This is a genomic window from Amycolatopsis thermalba (assembly GCF_003385215.1).
GTDB classification, from domain to species: Bacteria; Actinomycetota; Actinomycetes; order Mycobacteriales; family Pseudonocardiaceae; genus Amycolatopsis_E; species Amycolatopsis_E thermalba.
In genome coordinates, this window is the sequence record NZ_PQHW01000004.1 from 78,959 (window position 1) to 93,280 (window position 14,322).

Annotated in this window: 15 protein-coding genes; 9 read left to right on the forward strand and 6 right to left on the reverse strand. The window is 72.4% G+C overall.

The genetic code is table 11. From position 1 onward, the window contains the following. The first annotated feature begins 104 nt into the window (after nucleotides 1-104). The 5 genes from D0D15_RS03015 (at nucleotide 105) to D0D15_RS03035 (ending at nucleotide 5,009) form a co-directional block, all read left to right on the forward strand. On the forward strand, nucleotides 105-1,088 hold the full coding sequence (locus tag D0D15_RS03015; protein WP_094006168.1) for a LacI family DNA-binding transcriptional regulator: 984 nt from the start codon (nucleotides 105-107) through the stop codon (nucleotides 1,086-1,088). Then, a complete protein-coding gene (locus D0D15_RS03020) occupies nucleotides 1,085-2,110 on the forward strand; it encodes a class I mannose-6-phosphate isomerase (protein ID WP_094006167.1) in 1,026 nt (341 codons plus the stop codon). The genes D0D15_RS03015 and D0D15_RS03020 overlap by 4 nt, the downstream gene beginning before the upstream one ends. After that, nucleotides 2,110-2,877 (forward strand): ATP-binding cassette domain-containing protein, encoded by a 768-nt coding sequence (locus D0D15_RS03025; protein ID WP_094006166.1) that lies wholly within the window; start codon nucleotides 2,110-2,112, stop codon nucleotides 2,875-2,877. Before D0D15_RS03020 ends, D0D15_RS03025 begins: the two co-directional genes overlap by 1 nt. An 88-nt stretch (nucleotides 2,878-2,965) precedes the next feature. Further along, a complete protein-coding gene (locus D0D15_RS03030; RefSeq protein WP_094006165.1) occupies nucleotides 2,966-4,000 on the forward strand; it encodes an ABC transporter permease in 1,035 nt (344 codons plus the stop codon). Between the two features lie 34 nt (nucleotides 4,001-4,034). Beyond that, nucleotides 4,035-5,009 carry an ABC transporter substrate-binding protein gene (locus D0D15_RS03035; RefSeq protein WP_094006164.1) on the forward strand — a complete coding sequence of 325 codons (975 nt, stop codon included), beginning with the start codon at nucleotides 4,035-4,037 and terminating at the stop codon, nucleotides 5,007-5,009. 45 nt (nucleotides 5,010-5,054) lie between these two features. Here D0D15_RS03035 and D0D15_RS03040 read toward each other — a convergent pair whose 3' ends face one another. Both D0D15_RS03040 and D0D15_RS03045 read right to left on the reverse strand, forming a co-directional pair. After that, nucleotides 5,055-5,765 (reverse strand): isocitrate lyase/PEP mutase family protein, encoded by a 711-nt coding sequence (locus D0D15_RS03040; protein WP_094006163.1) that lies wholly within the window; start codon nucleotides 5,763-5,765, stop codon nucleotides 5,055-5,057. Beyond that, on the reverse strand, nucleotides 5,762-6,226 hold the full coding sequence (locus D0D15_RS03045; protein ID WP_094006162.1) for a carboxymuconolactone decarboxylase family protein: 465 nt from the start codon (nucleotides 6,224-6,226) through the stop codon (nucleotides 5,762-5,764). Before D0D15_RS03045 ends, D0D15_RS03040 begins: the two co-directional genes overlap by 4 nt. A 45-nt stretch (nucleotides 6,227-6,271) precedes the next feature. On the opposite strand from D0D15_RS03045, the gene pdxR reads away from it, so the two are divergent. Continuing rightward, a complete protein-coding gene (gene pdxR / locus D0D15_RS03050; protein ID WP_094006161.1) occupies nucleotides 6,272-7,630 on the forward strand; it encodes a MocR-like pyridoxine biosynthesis transcription factor PdxR in 1,359 nt (452 codons plus the stop codon). Here pdxR and meaB read toward each other — a convergent pair. Further along, a complete protein-coding gene (gene meaB / locus D0D15_RS03055) occupies nucleotides 7,610-8,578 on the reverse strand; it encodes a methylmalonyl Co-A mutase-associated GTPase MeaB (RefSeq protein ID WP_094006160.1) in 969 nt (322 codons plus the stop codon). The two genes, pdxR and meaB, sit on opposite strands and share 21 nt — an antisense overlap. Next, nucleotides 8,578-9,765 (reverse strand): acetyl-CoA C-acetyltransferase, encoded by a 1,188-nt coding sequence (locus tag D0D15_RS03060; RefSeq protein ID WP_094006159.1) that lies wholly within the window; start codon nucleotides 9,763-9,765, stop codon nucleotides 8,578-8,580. Before D0D15_RS03060 ends, meaB begins: the two co-directional genes overlap by 1 nt. A gap of 118 nt (nucleotides 9,766-9,883) precedes the next feature. On the opposite strand from D0D15_RS03060, the gene mce reads away from it, so the two are divergent. Continuing rightward, on the forward strand, nucleotides 9,884-10,327 hold the full coding sequence (gene mce, locus D0D15_RS03065) for a methylmalonyl-CoA epimerase (RefSeq protein ID WP_094006158.1): 444 nt from the start codon (nucleotides 9,884-9,886) through the stop codon (nucleotides 10,325-10,327). Here the strand turns inward: mce and D0D15_RS03070 are convergent. Both D0D15_RS03070 and D0D15_RS03075 read right to left on the reverse strand, forming a co-directional pair. Further along, entirely contained in the window at nucleotides 10,324-10,914 is a 591-nt protein-coding gene (locus D0D15_RS03070) for a TetR/AcrR family transcriptional regulator (protein ID WP_094006157.1), read from the reverse strand. The two genes, mce and D0D15_RS03070, sit on opposite strands and share 4 nt — an antisense overlap. Before the next feature lie 82 nt (nucleotides 10,915-10,996). After that, nucleotides 10,997-11,371 (reverse strand): SPW repeat protein, encoded by a 375-nt coding sequence (locus tag D0D15_RS03075; protein WP_094006156.1) that lies wholly within the window; start codon nucleotides 11,369-11,371, stop codon nucleotides 10,997-10,999. A 178-nt stretch (nucleotides 11,372-11,549) separates the two neighbouring features. Here D0D15_RS03075 and ccrA point away from each other — a divergent pair, with 178 nt between their 5' ends. Together ccrA and D0D15_RS03085 are read left to right on the forward strand one after the other, a co-directional pair. Continuing rightward, entirely contained in the window at nucleotides 11,550-12,887 is a 1,338-nt protein-coding gene (gene ccrA, locus D0D15_RS03080; protein ID WP_094006155.1) for a crotonyl-CoA carboxylase/reductase, read from the forward strand. Between the two features lie 14 nt (nucleotides 12,888-12,901). Then, nucleotides 12,902-13,963, forward strand: coding sequence for a coiled-coil domain-containing protein (locus tag D0D15_RS03085; RefSeq protein ID WP_094006154.1), 1,062 nt, complete (start codon nucleotides 12,902-12,904; stop codon nucleotides 13,961-13,963). The last annotated feature ends 359 nt before the right edge of the window (nucleotides 13,964-14,322 follow it).

Below are 14,322 nucleotides of genomic sequence, written 5' to 3' on the forward strand. Positions count from 1 at the left end.
CCCCGGCCGGGCGGCGGTTGACACACCGCCGCCCGGTGGTGTGAAATCCACCCGCTATGACAACGTTGTCGCCGGGTCCGGGGAAGGCGTCGCGGCGCGCCACGATGAACGACGTCGCCCGGCTGGCCGGGGTGAGCATCAAGACGGTCTCCCGGGTGGTCAACGACGAGCCGGCGGTGCACCCGGAGACCGCCGAACGCGTGCTGGCCGCCATCGACGAGCTCGGGTTCCGGCGCAACCTCGGCGCCCGCAACCTGCGCCGCGGCTCGACCACCGGCACGATCGGCCTGGTCGTCGAGGACGTGGGCAACCCGTTCTACTCCGAGCTCACCCGCGCGGCCGAGAAGGTCGCCACCACCTTCGGTCGGCACGTGCTGTCCGGCTCGTCGGAGGAGGACTCCGAGCGCGAACGCGAGCTGGCCCTGGAGTTCTGCTCCCGCCGCGTGGACGGCCTGCTCATCGTCCCGGCCGGCACCCAGCACGGCTACCTGCTGCCGGAGATGCGCGCGGGCACGCCGGTGGTGTTCGTGGACCGCCCGGCCGGGGACATCGCCGCCGACACCGTGCTGGTCGACAACCTGGGCGGCACCGTCGAGGCGGTCGCCCACCTGGCCCGGCACGGGCACCGCCGCATCGCCTTCGTCGGCGACCGGCCGGACATCTACACCGCCGCCGAGCGCCTGCGCGGCTACCGCGAGGGGTGCGCCCGCGCCGGGCTGCGCTTCGACGAGCGCCTGGCGATCCTGCGCCCGCCCACCCGGCAGAGCGTCGCCGACGCGGTGGCCCGCCTGCTCGCCGATCCCGATCCGGCCACCGCGATCATCGCCGGCAACAACCGCGTCACCGTCCACCTGCTGCGGGCGCTGGCCCACGTCACGCCGCGCCCGGCCGTCGTCGGTTTCGACGACTTCGAACTGGCCGACCTGCTCGACCCGCCGGTGACCGTCGTCGCGCACGACGTGAGCCGTCTCGGGTCGGCGGCGGCCGAGCTGTTGTTCGCCCGCATCAACGGCGATGCCTCCGCACCGAGAAAGGTTGTCCTGCCCGTGCACCTCGTTCCCCGCGGCTCCGGTGAGGTGGCCCCGTGACCGCCCCGATCAAGCTCCCGGCCAACCAGCCGGCCCAGTTCTACCGCGGCGGCGCGGCCATCGCCGAACTCCGCGGAGCATCCACTCAGGACTCGGCGTTCGGTCCCGAAGACTGGGTCGCCTCGACCACGACCCGCTTCGGCCAGGAGGAGGCCGGGCTGACCCGGCTGCCCGACGGCCGCTGGCTGCGGGACGCCGTCCGCGACGACCCGAAGTCCTGGCTCGGCGCCGAGCACGTGGCCGCGTTTCACGACTCCACCGCGCTGCTGGTCAAGCTGCTCGACGCGGGCCAGCGGCTGCCGGTGCACTTCCACCCCACCGACGCCTTCGCGCGCGAGCACTTCGACTCGCACTTCGGCAAGACCGAGGCCTGGATCGTGGTCGGCACCAGCGGCGACGACCCGCGCGTCCACCCCGGCTTCCGGGAGACCGTCAGCCCGGCCACGGTCGGCGAATGGGTGCGCGAGCAGGACACCGACGCGATGCTCAGCGCGCTGAACAGCGTCCCGGTCCGCCCCGGCGACACGGTCTACATCCCGGCCGGCCTGCCGCACGCGATCGGCGCGGGCGTGTTCGTCGTCGAACTCCAGCAGCCGACCGACTTCTCGCTGACCATCGAGTGGCGGAACTTCCTGGACGACCCGGACCAGGGGCACCTCGGCCTCGGGTTCGACACCGCGCTGCGGGCCCTGGACACCTCCGGCTGGGACGACGACCGGCTGGCGAGCATCGTCAAGCACACCGCGGACGAGCCCGGGTCCACTGTGGACCTGCTGGCCGCCGGGTCGGCGGAGTTCTTCCGCGCCGACCAGCTGCGCCCGTCCCCCGCCCTCGCGCTCGACCCGTCGTTCGCCGTGTTCGTCGCGCTCGACGGGCAGGGCACGCTGCGCACCGAGCACGGCGGGGAGATCGCCGTGGCGAAGGGCGAGACGCTGGTGGTGCCGCACGCGGCCGGGCAGCTCGAACTGGCCGGCGACCTGACCGTCATCCGCTGTCGTCCCCCGGCGCCCGGAGCGCGCTGATGAGCGACACCGTCCTGCTGGACGCGCGGAACCTGGTCAAGCACTACGGCTCGGTGGAGGCCCTGCGCGGCGCCTCCTTCCAGGCCCGCGCGGGTGAGGTGACCGCACTGATCGGGGACAACGGCGCGGGGAAGTCCACCCTCGTCAAGTGCCTGTCCGGTGCGGAGCAGCCGACCTCCGGCGAGATCCGGCTGGACGGCAGGACGGTGTCGCTCGACTCACCGGTGACCGCGCGGCGGCTGGGCATCGAGACGGTGTACCAGGACCTCGCGGTCGCCCCGGAACTCGATCCGGCGGCGAACCTGTTCCTCGGCCGGGAAATCCGCCGGAAAGGCATCCTCGGCCGGCTCGGGATGCTCGACAAGGCCGAGATGCGGCGGCGCGCGGTCGAGGAGTTCCAACGGCTCGGGGTGACGTTGCAGAGCACCGACGTGCCGATCGGCTCGCTGTCCGGCGGGCAGCGGCAGAGCGTCGCGGTGGCGCGGTCGGTGGTGTGGGCGTCGAAGGTCGTGTTCATGGACGAGCCGACCGCCGCGCTCGGCGTGGTGCAGCGCGAACGGGTGCTGGACGTGATCCGGCGGGTCCGCGACGAGGGCATCGCGGTGGTGCTGATCAGCCACAACATGCCCGAGGTGCTGTCGGTGGCCGACCGGGTGGAGGTGCTGCGGCTGGGCACGCGCGTGGCCCGGTTCGTGGCGGCCGAGACCAAGCTCGAGGACCTGGTGGCGGCGATGACCGGCGCACTGACCCACGAGGAGGCGGCATGAGGACTGCTTGCAGGTCCGAATCATCGAACACCACGCTCGCCGACGCAGAAACACCGCCGCGGCTTGCCGCGTCCGCCAAGGAGGCGGCGTGAGCACGGCGGTGCAGACCGAGGTGAGCGGCGGGATCGGCAAGCGGTCCCTCGGGCAGCGGCTGATCGGCGCCAACACGTTCTGGATCGCGCTGGTGCTGCTCGCGCTGATCGCGGTGTTCACCGTGCTCGCGCCGAACGAGTTCGCCACCGTGTTCACGTTCCAGACGCTGCTGATCGAGACGTCGGTGCTGCTCGTGCTGTCGGTCGGGATGACGTTCGTGATCATCACCTCCGGCATCGACCTGTCCGTCGGCTCGGTGCTGATCTTCTCCGGCATGGTCTGCGGCAAGACGATGGAGGCGCTTTCCGGCGGCAACGCGAGCGCCGCCGGGTGGGGCGTGATCACCGTCGGGCTGATCGCCGCGGTGCTGGCCGGGACGGCGTGGGGGCTGATCAACGGGTTCCTCATCGCGGTGGCGAAGATCCCGCCGCTGATCGTGACGCTCGGCTCGATGGGCGCCGCGCTGGGTGCGGCGTACCTGCTCAACGGCGGTTCCGACGTGCGCAGCGTGCCCACCACGCTGAACCGCACGCTCGGCTACGGCACGTCGTTCGGCGGCATCCCGAACCTGGTGCTGGTGGCCGCGGTGATCACGCTGATCGGCGCGTGGCTGCTGCACACCACCCGCTTCGGCCGCTACACCTACGCCGTCGGGTCGAACGCCGAGGCCGCGCGCCGGTCCGGGATCGCGGTGACCGCGCACCTCCTCAAGGTGTACCTGCTGACCGGGTTCCTGGCGGGGGTCGCGGGGTTCCTGTCGCTGGCCTACTACGCCTCGACCACGATCACCGCGCACACCAACGACAACCTCAACGCGATCGCCGCGACCGTGATGGGCGGGACGAGCCTGTTCGGCGGGGTGGGATCGGTGCTGGGCACGGTGATCGGGGTGTTCATCCCGGCCGTGCTCAAGAAGGGCTTCAACATCACGCACGTCCAGGACTTCTGGCAGATGATCGCGGTCGGCGCGGTGCTGGTGGCCGCGGTGTGGTTCGACCAGCGGCGCCGCCGCGCACGCAATTCCCGGTGAAATCCCAATACAACGAGGTAGGGAGAGGGATCGGATGAGGTTCGCGAGGATCGCCGGACTGGCGGCGGCCGCGGTGTTGCTGGCCGCCTGCGGGTCCGGCCAGGTCGGCGGCTCCGGCGGCGCGCCGGTGGAGAACAACAAGCGGCTCACGCTCATCCCTGGCGTGCAGGCGGAGCCGTTCTACATCTCGATGCAGTGCGGCGCGCAGGCCGAGGCGCAGAAGCTGGGCTACACGCTGGACACCTCGGCGCCGCAGAAGTTCGACGCCGCGCTGCAGACGGAGAAGGTCAACGCGCTGGGGTCGAACCCACCGGCCGCGCTGCTCATCGCGCCGACCGACGACACGGCGATGCTCGCGCCGATCCAGCAGGTCGCCGCGCGCGGGGTGAAGATCATCGAGGTCGACACGTCGTTGAAGGACACCAGCGTGGCGCAGTCGTCGATCTCGTCGGACAACACGGCGGGCGGTCAGCTCGCGGCGGACACGCTGGCGCAGCTGGTCGGCGGGAAGTCCGGATCGGTGCTGGTGCTGGACACGATCGCGGGCACCTCGACGACGAACGCGCGCGCGGCCGGGTTCTCCGAGCAGCTGAAGAAGTACCCGAACCTGAAGTCGGTGGGCATCCAGTTCACGCAGAACGAGCCGGGGGAGGCCATGTCGAAGGTGACCGCGGCCCTGGCGTCCACTCCGGACCTGGTGGGGATCTTCGCGACCAACCTCAACACCGGCGAGGGCGCGGCGGCGGGCCTGCGCGGCGCCGGCAAGGCGGGCCAGGTCCAGCTGGTCGGGTTCGACGCGAGCCCGTCCGAAGTGGAGGGTCTGCGCAACGGCGAGTACCAGGCGCTGATCGCGCAGGACCCGGCGATGATCGGGCAGCAGGGCGTCCAGCAGGCGGTCGCCGCGCTGGAGGGCAGGCCGGTGACGCGCAACCTCACGGCGCCGCTGCACTCCCTCACCAAGGCGAACATGGACGCCCACAGCCAGTACTTCTACAAGCAGTCCTGCTGAGGGAGCCGGGGAGGTGCGCCCCTGGGGGTACGCACCTCCCCGGCGTCACCGCAGCGTCTTCAGGTGCTGGGTCAGCCACCCGCGGGTCGCGCGCCACAGCCCGGCGCCGAGCGAGACCCGCGCGACGCCGAGCCCGGCCAGTTCGGCGACGGGACCGTTGGCGTTGACCGCCGCCGGGCTCACCGCCCGCACGAACTCGCCCAGGACTTCGCGGTCCCGCAACAGGATCGGGTACACGCAGTCCGCACCCGCCGCGAGGTACGCCTGAGCCCGCTCGATCGCCTCGGGCAGCACGGCACGCGGGTCGGCGGCGCCCAGGAACACGTCGATGCGGGCGTTGATCACCAGGTCCCGGCCCGCGGCCTCGCGCACCGCCGCCAGCCGGGCCGCCTGCTCGTCCACCGGTCGCAGGCCGCCGCGCGGGTGGTCGGTGTCCTCGTAGTTGCAGCCGACCGCGCCGGTGTCCAGCAGCCGCGCGGCGAACTCGGACCCGGACAGCCCGTAGCCGCTCTCGGCGTCCACCGTCACCGGCACCGACACCGCGCGGGCGATGCGCGCGGCGGCGGCGAACATCTCCCCGGCGGGCGCGGCCTCGCCGTCCGGATAGCCGAGCCCGGCGGCGACCGCGACCGAGGACGTGGCCACCACCGGGAACCCGGCCTCCTCGACCAGCCGCGCCGTGTCGGCGTCCCACGCGTTCGGCAGGATCAGCGGGTCGCCCGGGACGTGCAGCGCCCGCAGCGCCTCGGCGGTCACCGGGGGTTCGCCGGGAGCGGCTTGTGGCTGGTGACCCCGAGCCGGTTGAAGGCGTTGATCACCGTCGCCGCCCAGGCGACCGCGACGTACTGCTCCTGCGTGAACACGCTGGTCGCCTGCTGGTAGACGTCGTCGGGCACGTCCTGGTGCTGCGGCAGCCGGGTCATCGCGTCGGTCAGCGCGAGCGCGGCCCGCTCCTGCTCGGTGTAGAGGTCGGTCTCCCACCACGCGCTGAGCATGAGGATCCGCCGCTCGCTCTCCCCCAGCTTGCGGGCGTCCCGGGCGTGCAGGTCGAGGCAGTAGGCGCACCCGTTGAGCATCGACGCGCGGATCTTCACCAGCTCGATCAGCCGCTGGTCCAGTCCCGCGTCCGCGGCCGCCTTCTCGACGACGGTGTGCAGGTGGAGGATCGACTGGTAGGCCTCGGGCAGCGCGGCGGACAACTGGAGTCGCTCGGTCATACGACCAAACTAACCCGCGCTGGCCCACGGGTATGGTCCAGTTTCGTGACAGGTTCGTGGTCCAGTTCCGATCTGCATCTCGACTGGTCGCCGTCCGAGGGGCGGCGCGGGCTGGCCGACGCGTTGCGGCGCGCCGTCCGCGAAGGCCGGCTCGCCCCCGGCACGGCGCTGCCGTCCACGCGCGCGCTCGCGGCCGACCTCGGCATCGCCCGCGGCACCGTCACGCGCGTCTACAACGACCTGACCGCCGAGGGGTACCTGCGCACCAGGCAGGGCGCGCCGACCCGGGTGGCCGCGGACACGCGCACCCCGGCCGAACCACGCGAGAAGTCCGGGCCGCCCACCTCCGCCTGGTTCCGGGACGCGCGCTGGGACCTGTTCCCCGGGCGGCCGGACCTGTCGGCGTTCCCGCGTGCGGCGTGGGCGTCCGCCACGCGCCGGGTCGTGCAGTCGATGCCCGCGGGCTCGTTCGACTACGGCGATCCGGCCGGGCCGGCCGCGCTGCGCGAAGCACTGGCCCGGTACCTCGCGCGCAGCCGCGGCGTGCTCGCGGAGCCGGACCGGATCGTGGTGTGCGGCGGCTACTCGCACGCGATCGGCGTGCTGGGCCACCTGTTCGACGAGATCGCCTTCGAGGACCCGTCGCTGCCGGAGTTCCGCGAGGGCGCGGCCCGGGGCGGCGCGAAGATCGTGCCGGTGCCGGTGGACGAGCGCGGGATCCGGGTGTCCGAACTGGACAGTCCGGTGGCGGTCGTGACGGCCGCGCACCAGTACCCGCTCGGGGTCACGCTCGCGCCGGAGCGCCGCTCCGCGCTGGCCGGCTGGGCGGCGGCGGGCGGCCTGGTGATCGAGGACGACTACGACGGCGAGTTCCGGTTCGACCGGCAGCCGGTCGGGGCGGTGCAGTCGCTGGCGCCGGAGCGGATCGTCTACGCGGGCGGGGTCAGCAAGACGCTCGCGCCGGCGTTGCGGATCGGGTGGCTGGTCCTGCCGCGGCGCCTGGTCGGCCCGGTGCGCGACACGATGGCGGCGCTGGGCTGGCGGTCGCCGGTGGTGGACCACCTGGTCCTCGCCGACCTGCTGAACTCCGGCGCCTACGACCGGCACGTCCGGCAGCGCCGCGTCGCCTACCGCCGCCGCCGGGACCGGCTGCTCGCGGCACTGCCGCCGGAGTTCGTGCCGGAAGGCATCTCCGCCGGGCTGCACCTGGTGCTGCGCGTGCCCGGCGAGGCTGCGGTGCTGCGCGCGCTGCGCCGCCGGTCGGTGGCGGTGGACCACCTGAGCCGCTACTGGATGGGCTCCGGCCCCGGCGGGCTGGTGATCGGCTACGCGACCCCGGCGGAGCACGCGTTCGGCCCCGCGGTGGAGGCGCTGGTGGACGGGCTACGCGCGGTCGGACCGTAGCGCGGCCAGCAGCTCGTCCGCGGCGGTGTAGGGGTCCAGCTCGCGGTCGACGACCTTCTTCGCCACCGCGGGCAGGTGCCCGCCGCCGTGCAGGTCGGTCAGCCGCGCCTGCAGCTCGCGCAGGGCGATCGCGGCCACCTCGCTCGCGGCCCGCTCGGCGCGGCGGCGGGCCAGCTCCCCGTGCGAGGCGAGCCAGTCGTGGTGCTCGGACAGCGCCTTGACCAGGTCCGGCACGCCCTCGCCGCGGGCGGCGACCGTGCGCACGATCGGCTGCCGCCAGCTCTCGCCGCGGATCTCCCGGCGCGCGAAGGCGATCATCTGCTTCAGGTCGCGCACCACGGTCTCCGCGCCGTCGCGGTCGGCCTTGTTCACCACGAACACGTCGGCGATCTCCAGCACCCCGGCCTTGGCCGCCTGGATCCCGTCGCCGAGCCCGGGCGCCAGCAGGACCACCGTGGTGTCGGCCAGCTTCACGACGTCCACTTCGGACTGTCCAACACCGACGGTCTCGATCAGCACGACGTCGAACCCGGCGGCGTCGAGCACCCGCACCGCCTGCGGCGTCGCCCAGGACAGCCCGCCCAGGTGCCCGCGGGTGGCCATCGACCGGATGAACACGCCCGGATCGGTCGCGTGCTCGGTCATCCGGATCCGGTCGCCGAGCAGCGCGCCGCCGGAGAACGGCGACGACGGGTCGATCGCCAGCACCCCGACCCGCTTGCCCTCCGCGCGCAACGCGGACAGCAGCATGGACGTCGAAGTCGACTTGCCGACCCCGGGCGGTCCGGTCAGGCCGATCACCCGCGCCCGCCCGGTGTGCGGCGTGAGCGCCGCGGCCACCTCGCGCAGGCGCGGGTGCGCGTCCTCGACCAGCGAGATCAGCCGGGCGACCGCGCGCGGCTGTCCCTCCCGCGCGCGGTCGACGAGCTCCCCGACGTCCAGTGGCACTACAGCGCGGGCACCTTGATCAGCAGCGCGTCACCCTGGCCACCGCCACCGCACAGCCCGGCCGCGCCGAGACCGCCACCGCGGCGGCGCAGCTCGTGCACCAGGTGCACGGCCAGCCGGGCGCCGGACGCGCCGATCGGGTGGCCGAGCGCGATGGCGCCGCCGTCGACGTTCACGATCTCCGGGTCGATGCCCAGCGCCTTGGTCGACACCAGGCCGACCGCGGCGAACGCCTCGTTGATCTCCACCAGGTCCAGCGCGCTCGCGTCCAGCTTCGCCTTCGCCAGCGCGGCCTTGATCGCGTTGGACGGCTGCTCGTGCAGGCTCGCGTCCGGCCCGGCGACCACGCCGTGCGCGCCGATCTCGGCCAGCGGCTCCAGACCCAGCTCCTCGGCCTTGGCCCGGCTGGCGACGATCACCGCGGCCGCGCCGTCGGAGATCTGCGACGCCGAACCCGCGGTGATGGTGCCGTCGGCGGCGAAGGCCGGGCGCAGCTTGGCCAGGCTCTCGGCCGTGGTGTCGGCACGCACGCCCTCGTCGGTGTCGAACACGACCGGGTCGCCCTTGCGCTGCGGGATCGACACCGGCGCCAGCTCGGCTTTGAACCGCCCGGCCTCGGTCGCGGCGACCGCGCGCTGGTGCGAGCGGGCCGCGAAGGCGTCCTGGTCCTCGCGGGTGATGCCGTAGCGGGAGTTGTACTTCTCCGTCGACGCGCCCATCGCGCACTGGTCGAAGGCGCAGAACAGGCCGTCGTAGGCCATGTGGTCGAGCAGCGTGGTGTCGCCGTACTTGAAGCCGGAGCGCGACTTGGGCAGCAGGTGCGGCGCCTGGGTCATCGACTCCTGGCCGCCCGCGACCACCAGGTCGAACTCGCCGGCGCGGATGAGCTGGTCGGCCAGCGCGATCGCGTCCAGGCCGGACAGGCACACCTTGTTGATGGTCAGCGCGGGCACGTCCATCGGGATGCCGGCGGCCACCGCGGCCTGCCGCGCCGGGATCTGGCCGGCGCCTGCGGTGAGCACCTGGCCCATGATCGTGTACTGCACCTGGTCCGGGGAGACCCCGGCCTGCTCGAGCGCGGCCTTGATGGCGATCCCGCCGAGCTGCGCCCCGGTGAAGTCCTTCAGTGAACCGAGCAGACGCCCGATCGGGGTACGCGCCGCACCCAGGATGACGGAACCGGACACAACAGCCTCCAACAGACGAACGACGGCGGTCGATCCGACGATACCCGGAGCGGCCGTCCAGTACAGGTGTGAGCCGCGGCACCCACGCACCGCGGGGCCAAGCCTTATCCTCACCACTATGAATGACGCGCTGAAGCCGTTCGTGACGACCATCGACCACGTCGGCATCGCCGTCGCCGATCTGGACGCCGCGATCGACTTCTACGCGGACAACTTCGGCATGATCGCCACGCACTCCGAGGTCAACGAGGAGCAGGGCGTGCGCGAGGCGATGCTGCACGCGCCGGGCGACGAGAACGGCCCCGCCGTCCAGCTGCTCGCGCCGCTGCGGCCGGACTCGACGATCGGGAAGTTCCTCGACACCAAGGGCCCCGGTCTGCAGCAGGTCGCCTACCGCGTCACCGACGTCGAGGCCGCCGCCGAGGCGCTGCGGGCCAAGGGGCTGCGCCTGCTGTACGACAAGGCCAAGCGCGGCACCGCGAACAGCAAGGTCAACTTCGTGCACCCGAAGGACGCCGGCGGCGTCCTGGTCGAGCTGGTCGAGCCCGCCGCGTCGCACTAACCCGGCGCGGGCCGGGCCATCAGCGCGTCGGCGATGAAGTTCAGCTCCCGCTCCATCAGGTCCGGCGGATCGTCCCCGCCGTGCCGCGCCACCGAGTGCCGGTAGCTGACCGCGAGCGCCAGCAGCCCGGCCGCGCTGTCCACGTCGGCCACCGGCAGTGCGCCGTCCCCGGCGGCGATGATCACCGTGCGCACCTGGCGGACCAGCTGCTGGAACCGGTCGTGCAGCGCGTCCCGCACCGCGCGGTGGGTGTCCGCCTCCCGCCACAGCAGGTGGGACAGCATCCGCGACCGGGCCAGGCGCGCGTCGAGCTCGGACACCAGCCGCCGCAGGCTCTCCGCGATGTCCCCGGGCACGACGACGCGGGTGGCGTCGATCTGCTCGTCGGGCAACCGCTTGATCAGCGCGCTCAGCAGGTCGGACTTGCGGCGGAAGTAGTAGTGCACCAGGCCCTTCGGCACGCCGGCGCGCTCGGCGATCCGGGAGGTCGGAGTGGCGTCGAAACCGCTTTCCGCGAACAGGTCCTCGGCCGCGCGGAGGATCCGCTCCTTGGCCGGGAGGTCGTCCCCGTGTTCGGTCCGCGCCACTCCGCCCGCCTCTCGTACAGCTCGCCGGCCCACAACGCTAACCGAAAACCGGCTCGTCGTGGGCCGACCGGGGTGACTGCCCTCAGTGCGCGGTCGTCATCCCACCGCGGTGCACCGCGTTCGCCACCGGCAGGGCCGCCAGCCCGGCGATCGCGGTCAGGGCGCCGATGATCCACGAGGACCACGCCGCCACGTCCAGTGCCGTGTAGGTCATCACCCACGGCGCGATGAACAGCAGCGCCCCGAGGATGACCTGGACCCCCTCGCCGTAGACGAGGCCCGGCATGGACAGCGAAAGCAGGCCGTCCAGCGCGATGAGGGCGCCCAGCACGATCATCGTCCACATGGTCGCGGTGTCGGTGTCGGCCCACAGTGGCGTCAGCACCGCCACCACCCCGAGCACGACCTCGGCCCAGTCGTGCGGACGGGTCCACGCCCGCTTCGAACGATCAGCCATTCGTGATCACCTCCGAACCCGATCCGGGAGACCACGCGGCGCGGTCTCCGCACTGCCATGGTGCGCCTTGATTGGCCGGCCGGTCAATCACACCCGGATTACGGTCAAATCGGACAGTGGCGGAGGACGTTACTGGCCAGTAATGTCATCTCCTCCGACCCAGCGCAGGGAGACCGACATGACGATCACGGACATCCGGGACGCGATCCTCACCGGCGAGACCGCCGAGGTGGGCGCCCTGCCGGTGCCCGAGGCCTACCGCGGCGTGACCGTGCACGCGGACGAGGTCGCCATGTTCGACGGGATCCCCTCCCGCGACAAGGACCCGCGCAAGTCGCTGCACGTGGACGAGGTGCCCACGCCCGAGCCGGGGCCCGGTGAGGCGCTGATCGCGGTGATGGCCAGCGCCATCAACTACAACACCGTGTGGACGTCGATCTTCGAGCCGATCCCGACGTTCAAGTTCCTGCAGCGCTACGGCAGGCTCTCGCCGCTGGCCCAGCGCCACGACCAGCCCTACCACGTGGTCGGCTCGGACGCGGCCGGCGTCGTGCTGCGCACCGGGCCGGGCGTGCACCGGTGGCAGCCGGGCGACGAGATCGTCGCGCACTGCCTCAACGTCGAGCTGGAGGGCCCGGACGGGCACAACGACACGATGCTCGACTCCGACCAGCGGATCTGGGGGTTCGAGACGAACTTCGGCGGGCTGGCCGAGCTGGCGCTGGTCAAGGCCAACCAGCTGATGCCCAAGCCGGACCACCTGACCTGGGAGGAGGCCGCCTGTCCCGGGCTGGTCAACTCCACCGCCTACCGGCAGCTGGTGACCACGAACGGCGCGAACCTGAAGCAGGGCGACGTCGTGCTGATCTGGGGCGCCTCCGGCGGGCTCGGGTCGTACGCGACGCAGTTCGCGCTCAACGGTGGCGCGATCCCGGTGTGCGTGGTGTCCAGCCCGGAGAAGGCGGCGATCGTCCGCCGGATGGGTGCCGAACTGGTGATCGACCGGACCGCGGAGGGTTACCGGTTCTGGCGGGACGAGAACACGCAGGACCCGAAGGAGTGGCAGCGCTTCGGTGCGCGGATCCGGGAGCTGACCGGCTGTGAGGATCCGGACATCGTGTTCGAGCACCCGGGCCGGGAGACGTTCGGCGCGTCGGTGTACGCGGCACGCAAGGGCGGCACGATCGTCACGTGCGCCTCCACCTCGGGATACCTGCACCAGTACGACAACCGGTACCTGTGGATGAACCTGAAACGGATCATCGGGTCGCATTTCGCGAATTACCGCGAGTCGTGGGAGGCCAACCGGTTGATCGCGAAAGGCCTGATCCACCCGACGCTGTCGAAGACGTATCCGATGACCGAGACCGGGCAGGCCGCGCTGGACGTGCACCGCAACGCCCACCAGGGCAAGGTCGGTGTGTTGTGTCTCGCCCCCGAGGAGGGTTTGGGCGTGCGCGACGCGGAGAAGCGGTCGAAGCACATCGACCGGATCAATTTGTTCCGCGGCGCCTAAGTAGTCTGGGCCGTATGAGCCTTGGCGACGAACGAGAGCTTGTACCGCTCGGCGCGGGTTTCGACCTGGCCAAGCGCGGTTACGACCGCCACCAGGTCGACGAGCACCTCGAACGGCTGGACAGCGACCTGAAAATGCTCGCCGCCGACCGGGATGCCGCCATCTCGCAGGCCGGCGACCTCGCCCGGCAGCTCGAGCAGGCTCGCGGGGAGATCGAGAACCTGCGCGGCCAGGTCGAGCGGCTGGGCCAGCCGCCGACGACGGTCGAGGGCCTGTCCGAGCGGTTGCAGCGCATGCTACGGCTGGCGCAGGAGGAGGCGGCCGACACGCGGGCCCGCGCGGAGGCCGAGGCCGGGCACATCCGGGCGAAGGCCGAGTCGGACGCCAGCGCCATGCGCGCCCGCTACGAGCAGCTGCTGGCCGAGCTGGACGCGCGGCGCAAGGAGATGGAGGCCGAGCACCGCACGGTCCTGGAGACCGCGCGCGCCGAGGCCGAGTCGATCACGACCAAGGCCAAGGAGGAGCGCGACCGGCTGAATCGCGAGGCCGAGCAGCGCCGCACCCAGGTCGAGGAGGACTTCGAGATCGCGATGGCGGCGCGCCGCACCGAGGCGATGCGGGTGCTGGCGGAGCAGGAGGCGACGAGCAAGGCGGAAGCCGAGCGCCGCGTCCGCGAGGCGACGGACGAGGCCGCGGCGATCCGCAAGAAGGTCGCGGAGGAGGAGGCCGCCGCGAAGGCCGAGATCGAGCGCCGCCGCCGCGAGTCGATCGAGGACGCCAACCGGCGCAAGACGGAGTCGATCACCGAGGCGAACGCCCGCCTGGCGGAGGCGTCGGACGAGGCGGCCCGCCGCGTGCGGGAAGCCACGGAGGAGTCGACGCGCCGCATCAACGCGGCGGCCGACCGGGTCGAGGCGTTGCGCAAGCTGCGCGCCGGAATCGCCGAACAGGTCAAGGCAGCGCGCGAAGTGCTGGTAGAGGCCAACTCAGTCCTCGGCGAGGCCGAACCGGTGATCGAGCCGCTGCCGGAGGAACGCGAGGCCGCCCCAGCGGGAAAACCGTCGGGACGGCAGTGAAGCCCGGCGGAGGAGCCGCTCCCGAGCGGCAGTGACACCTCGACAACGAGCCACTCCCGAGCGGCGGTGACACCTCGACAACGAGCCACTCCCGAGCGGCAGTGACACCTCGGCAGGGATCCGGACGGGCGTCCCTCTTCGGCCGGAAACCCCTCCCTCCCCGCAGGGAGTGAGGCCAGGCGGGGACTGAGCCACTGCCTGAGCCGGCCTGCCGTCATGCAGGTCCCGCCGGTGGTCAGGATGCGCCCCACTCGCAGCACAGCGCGGCCCGGAAGAGCTGACACCTCGGCCGGACCCACACGGCGCCCCGCTCCGGCCAGCACCAGACCAGCTGGACTGGCCCTCCGGCCCCGCCTCCC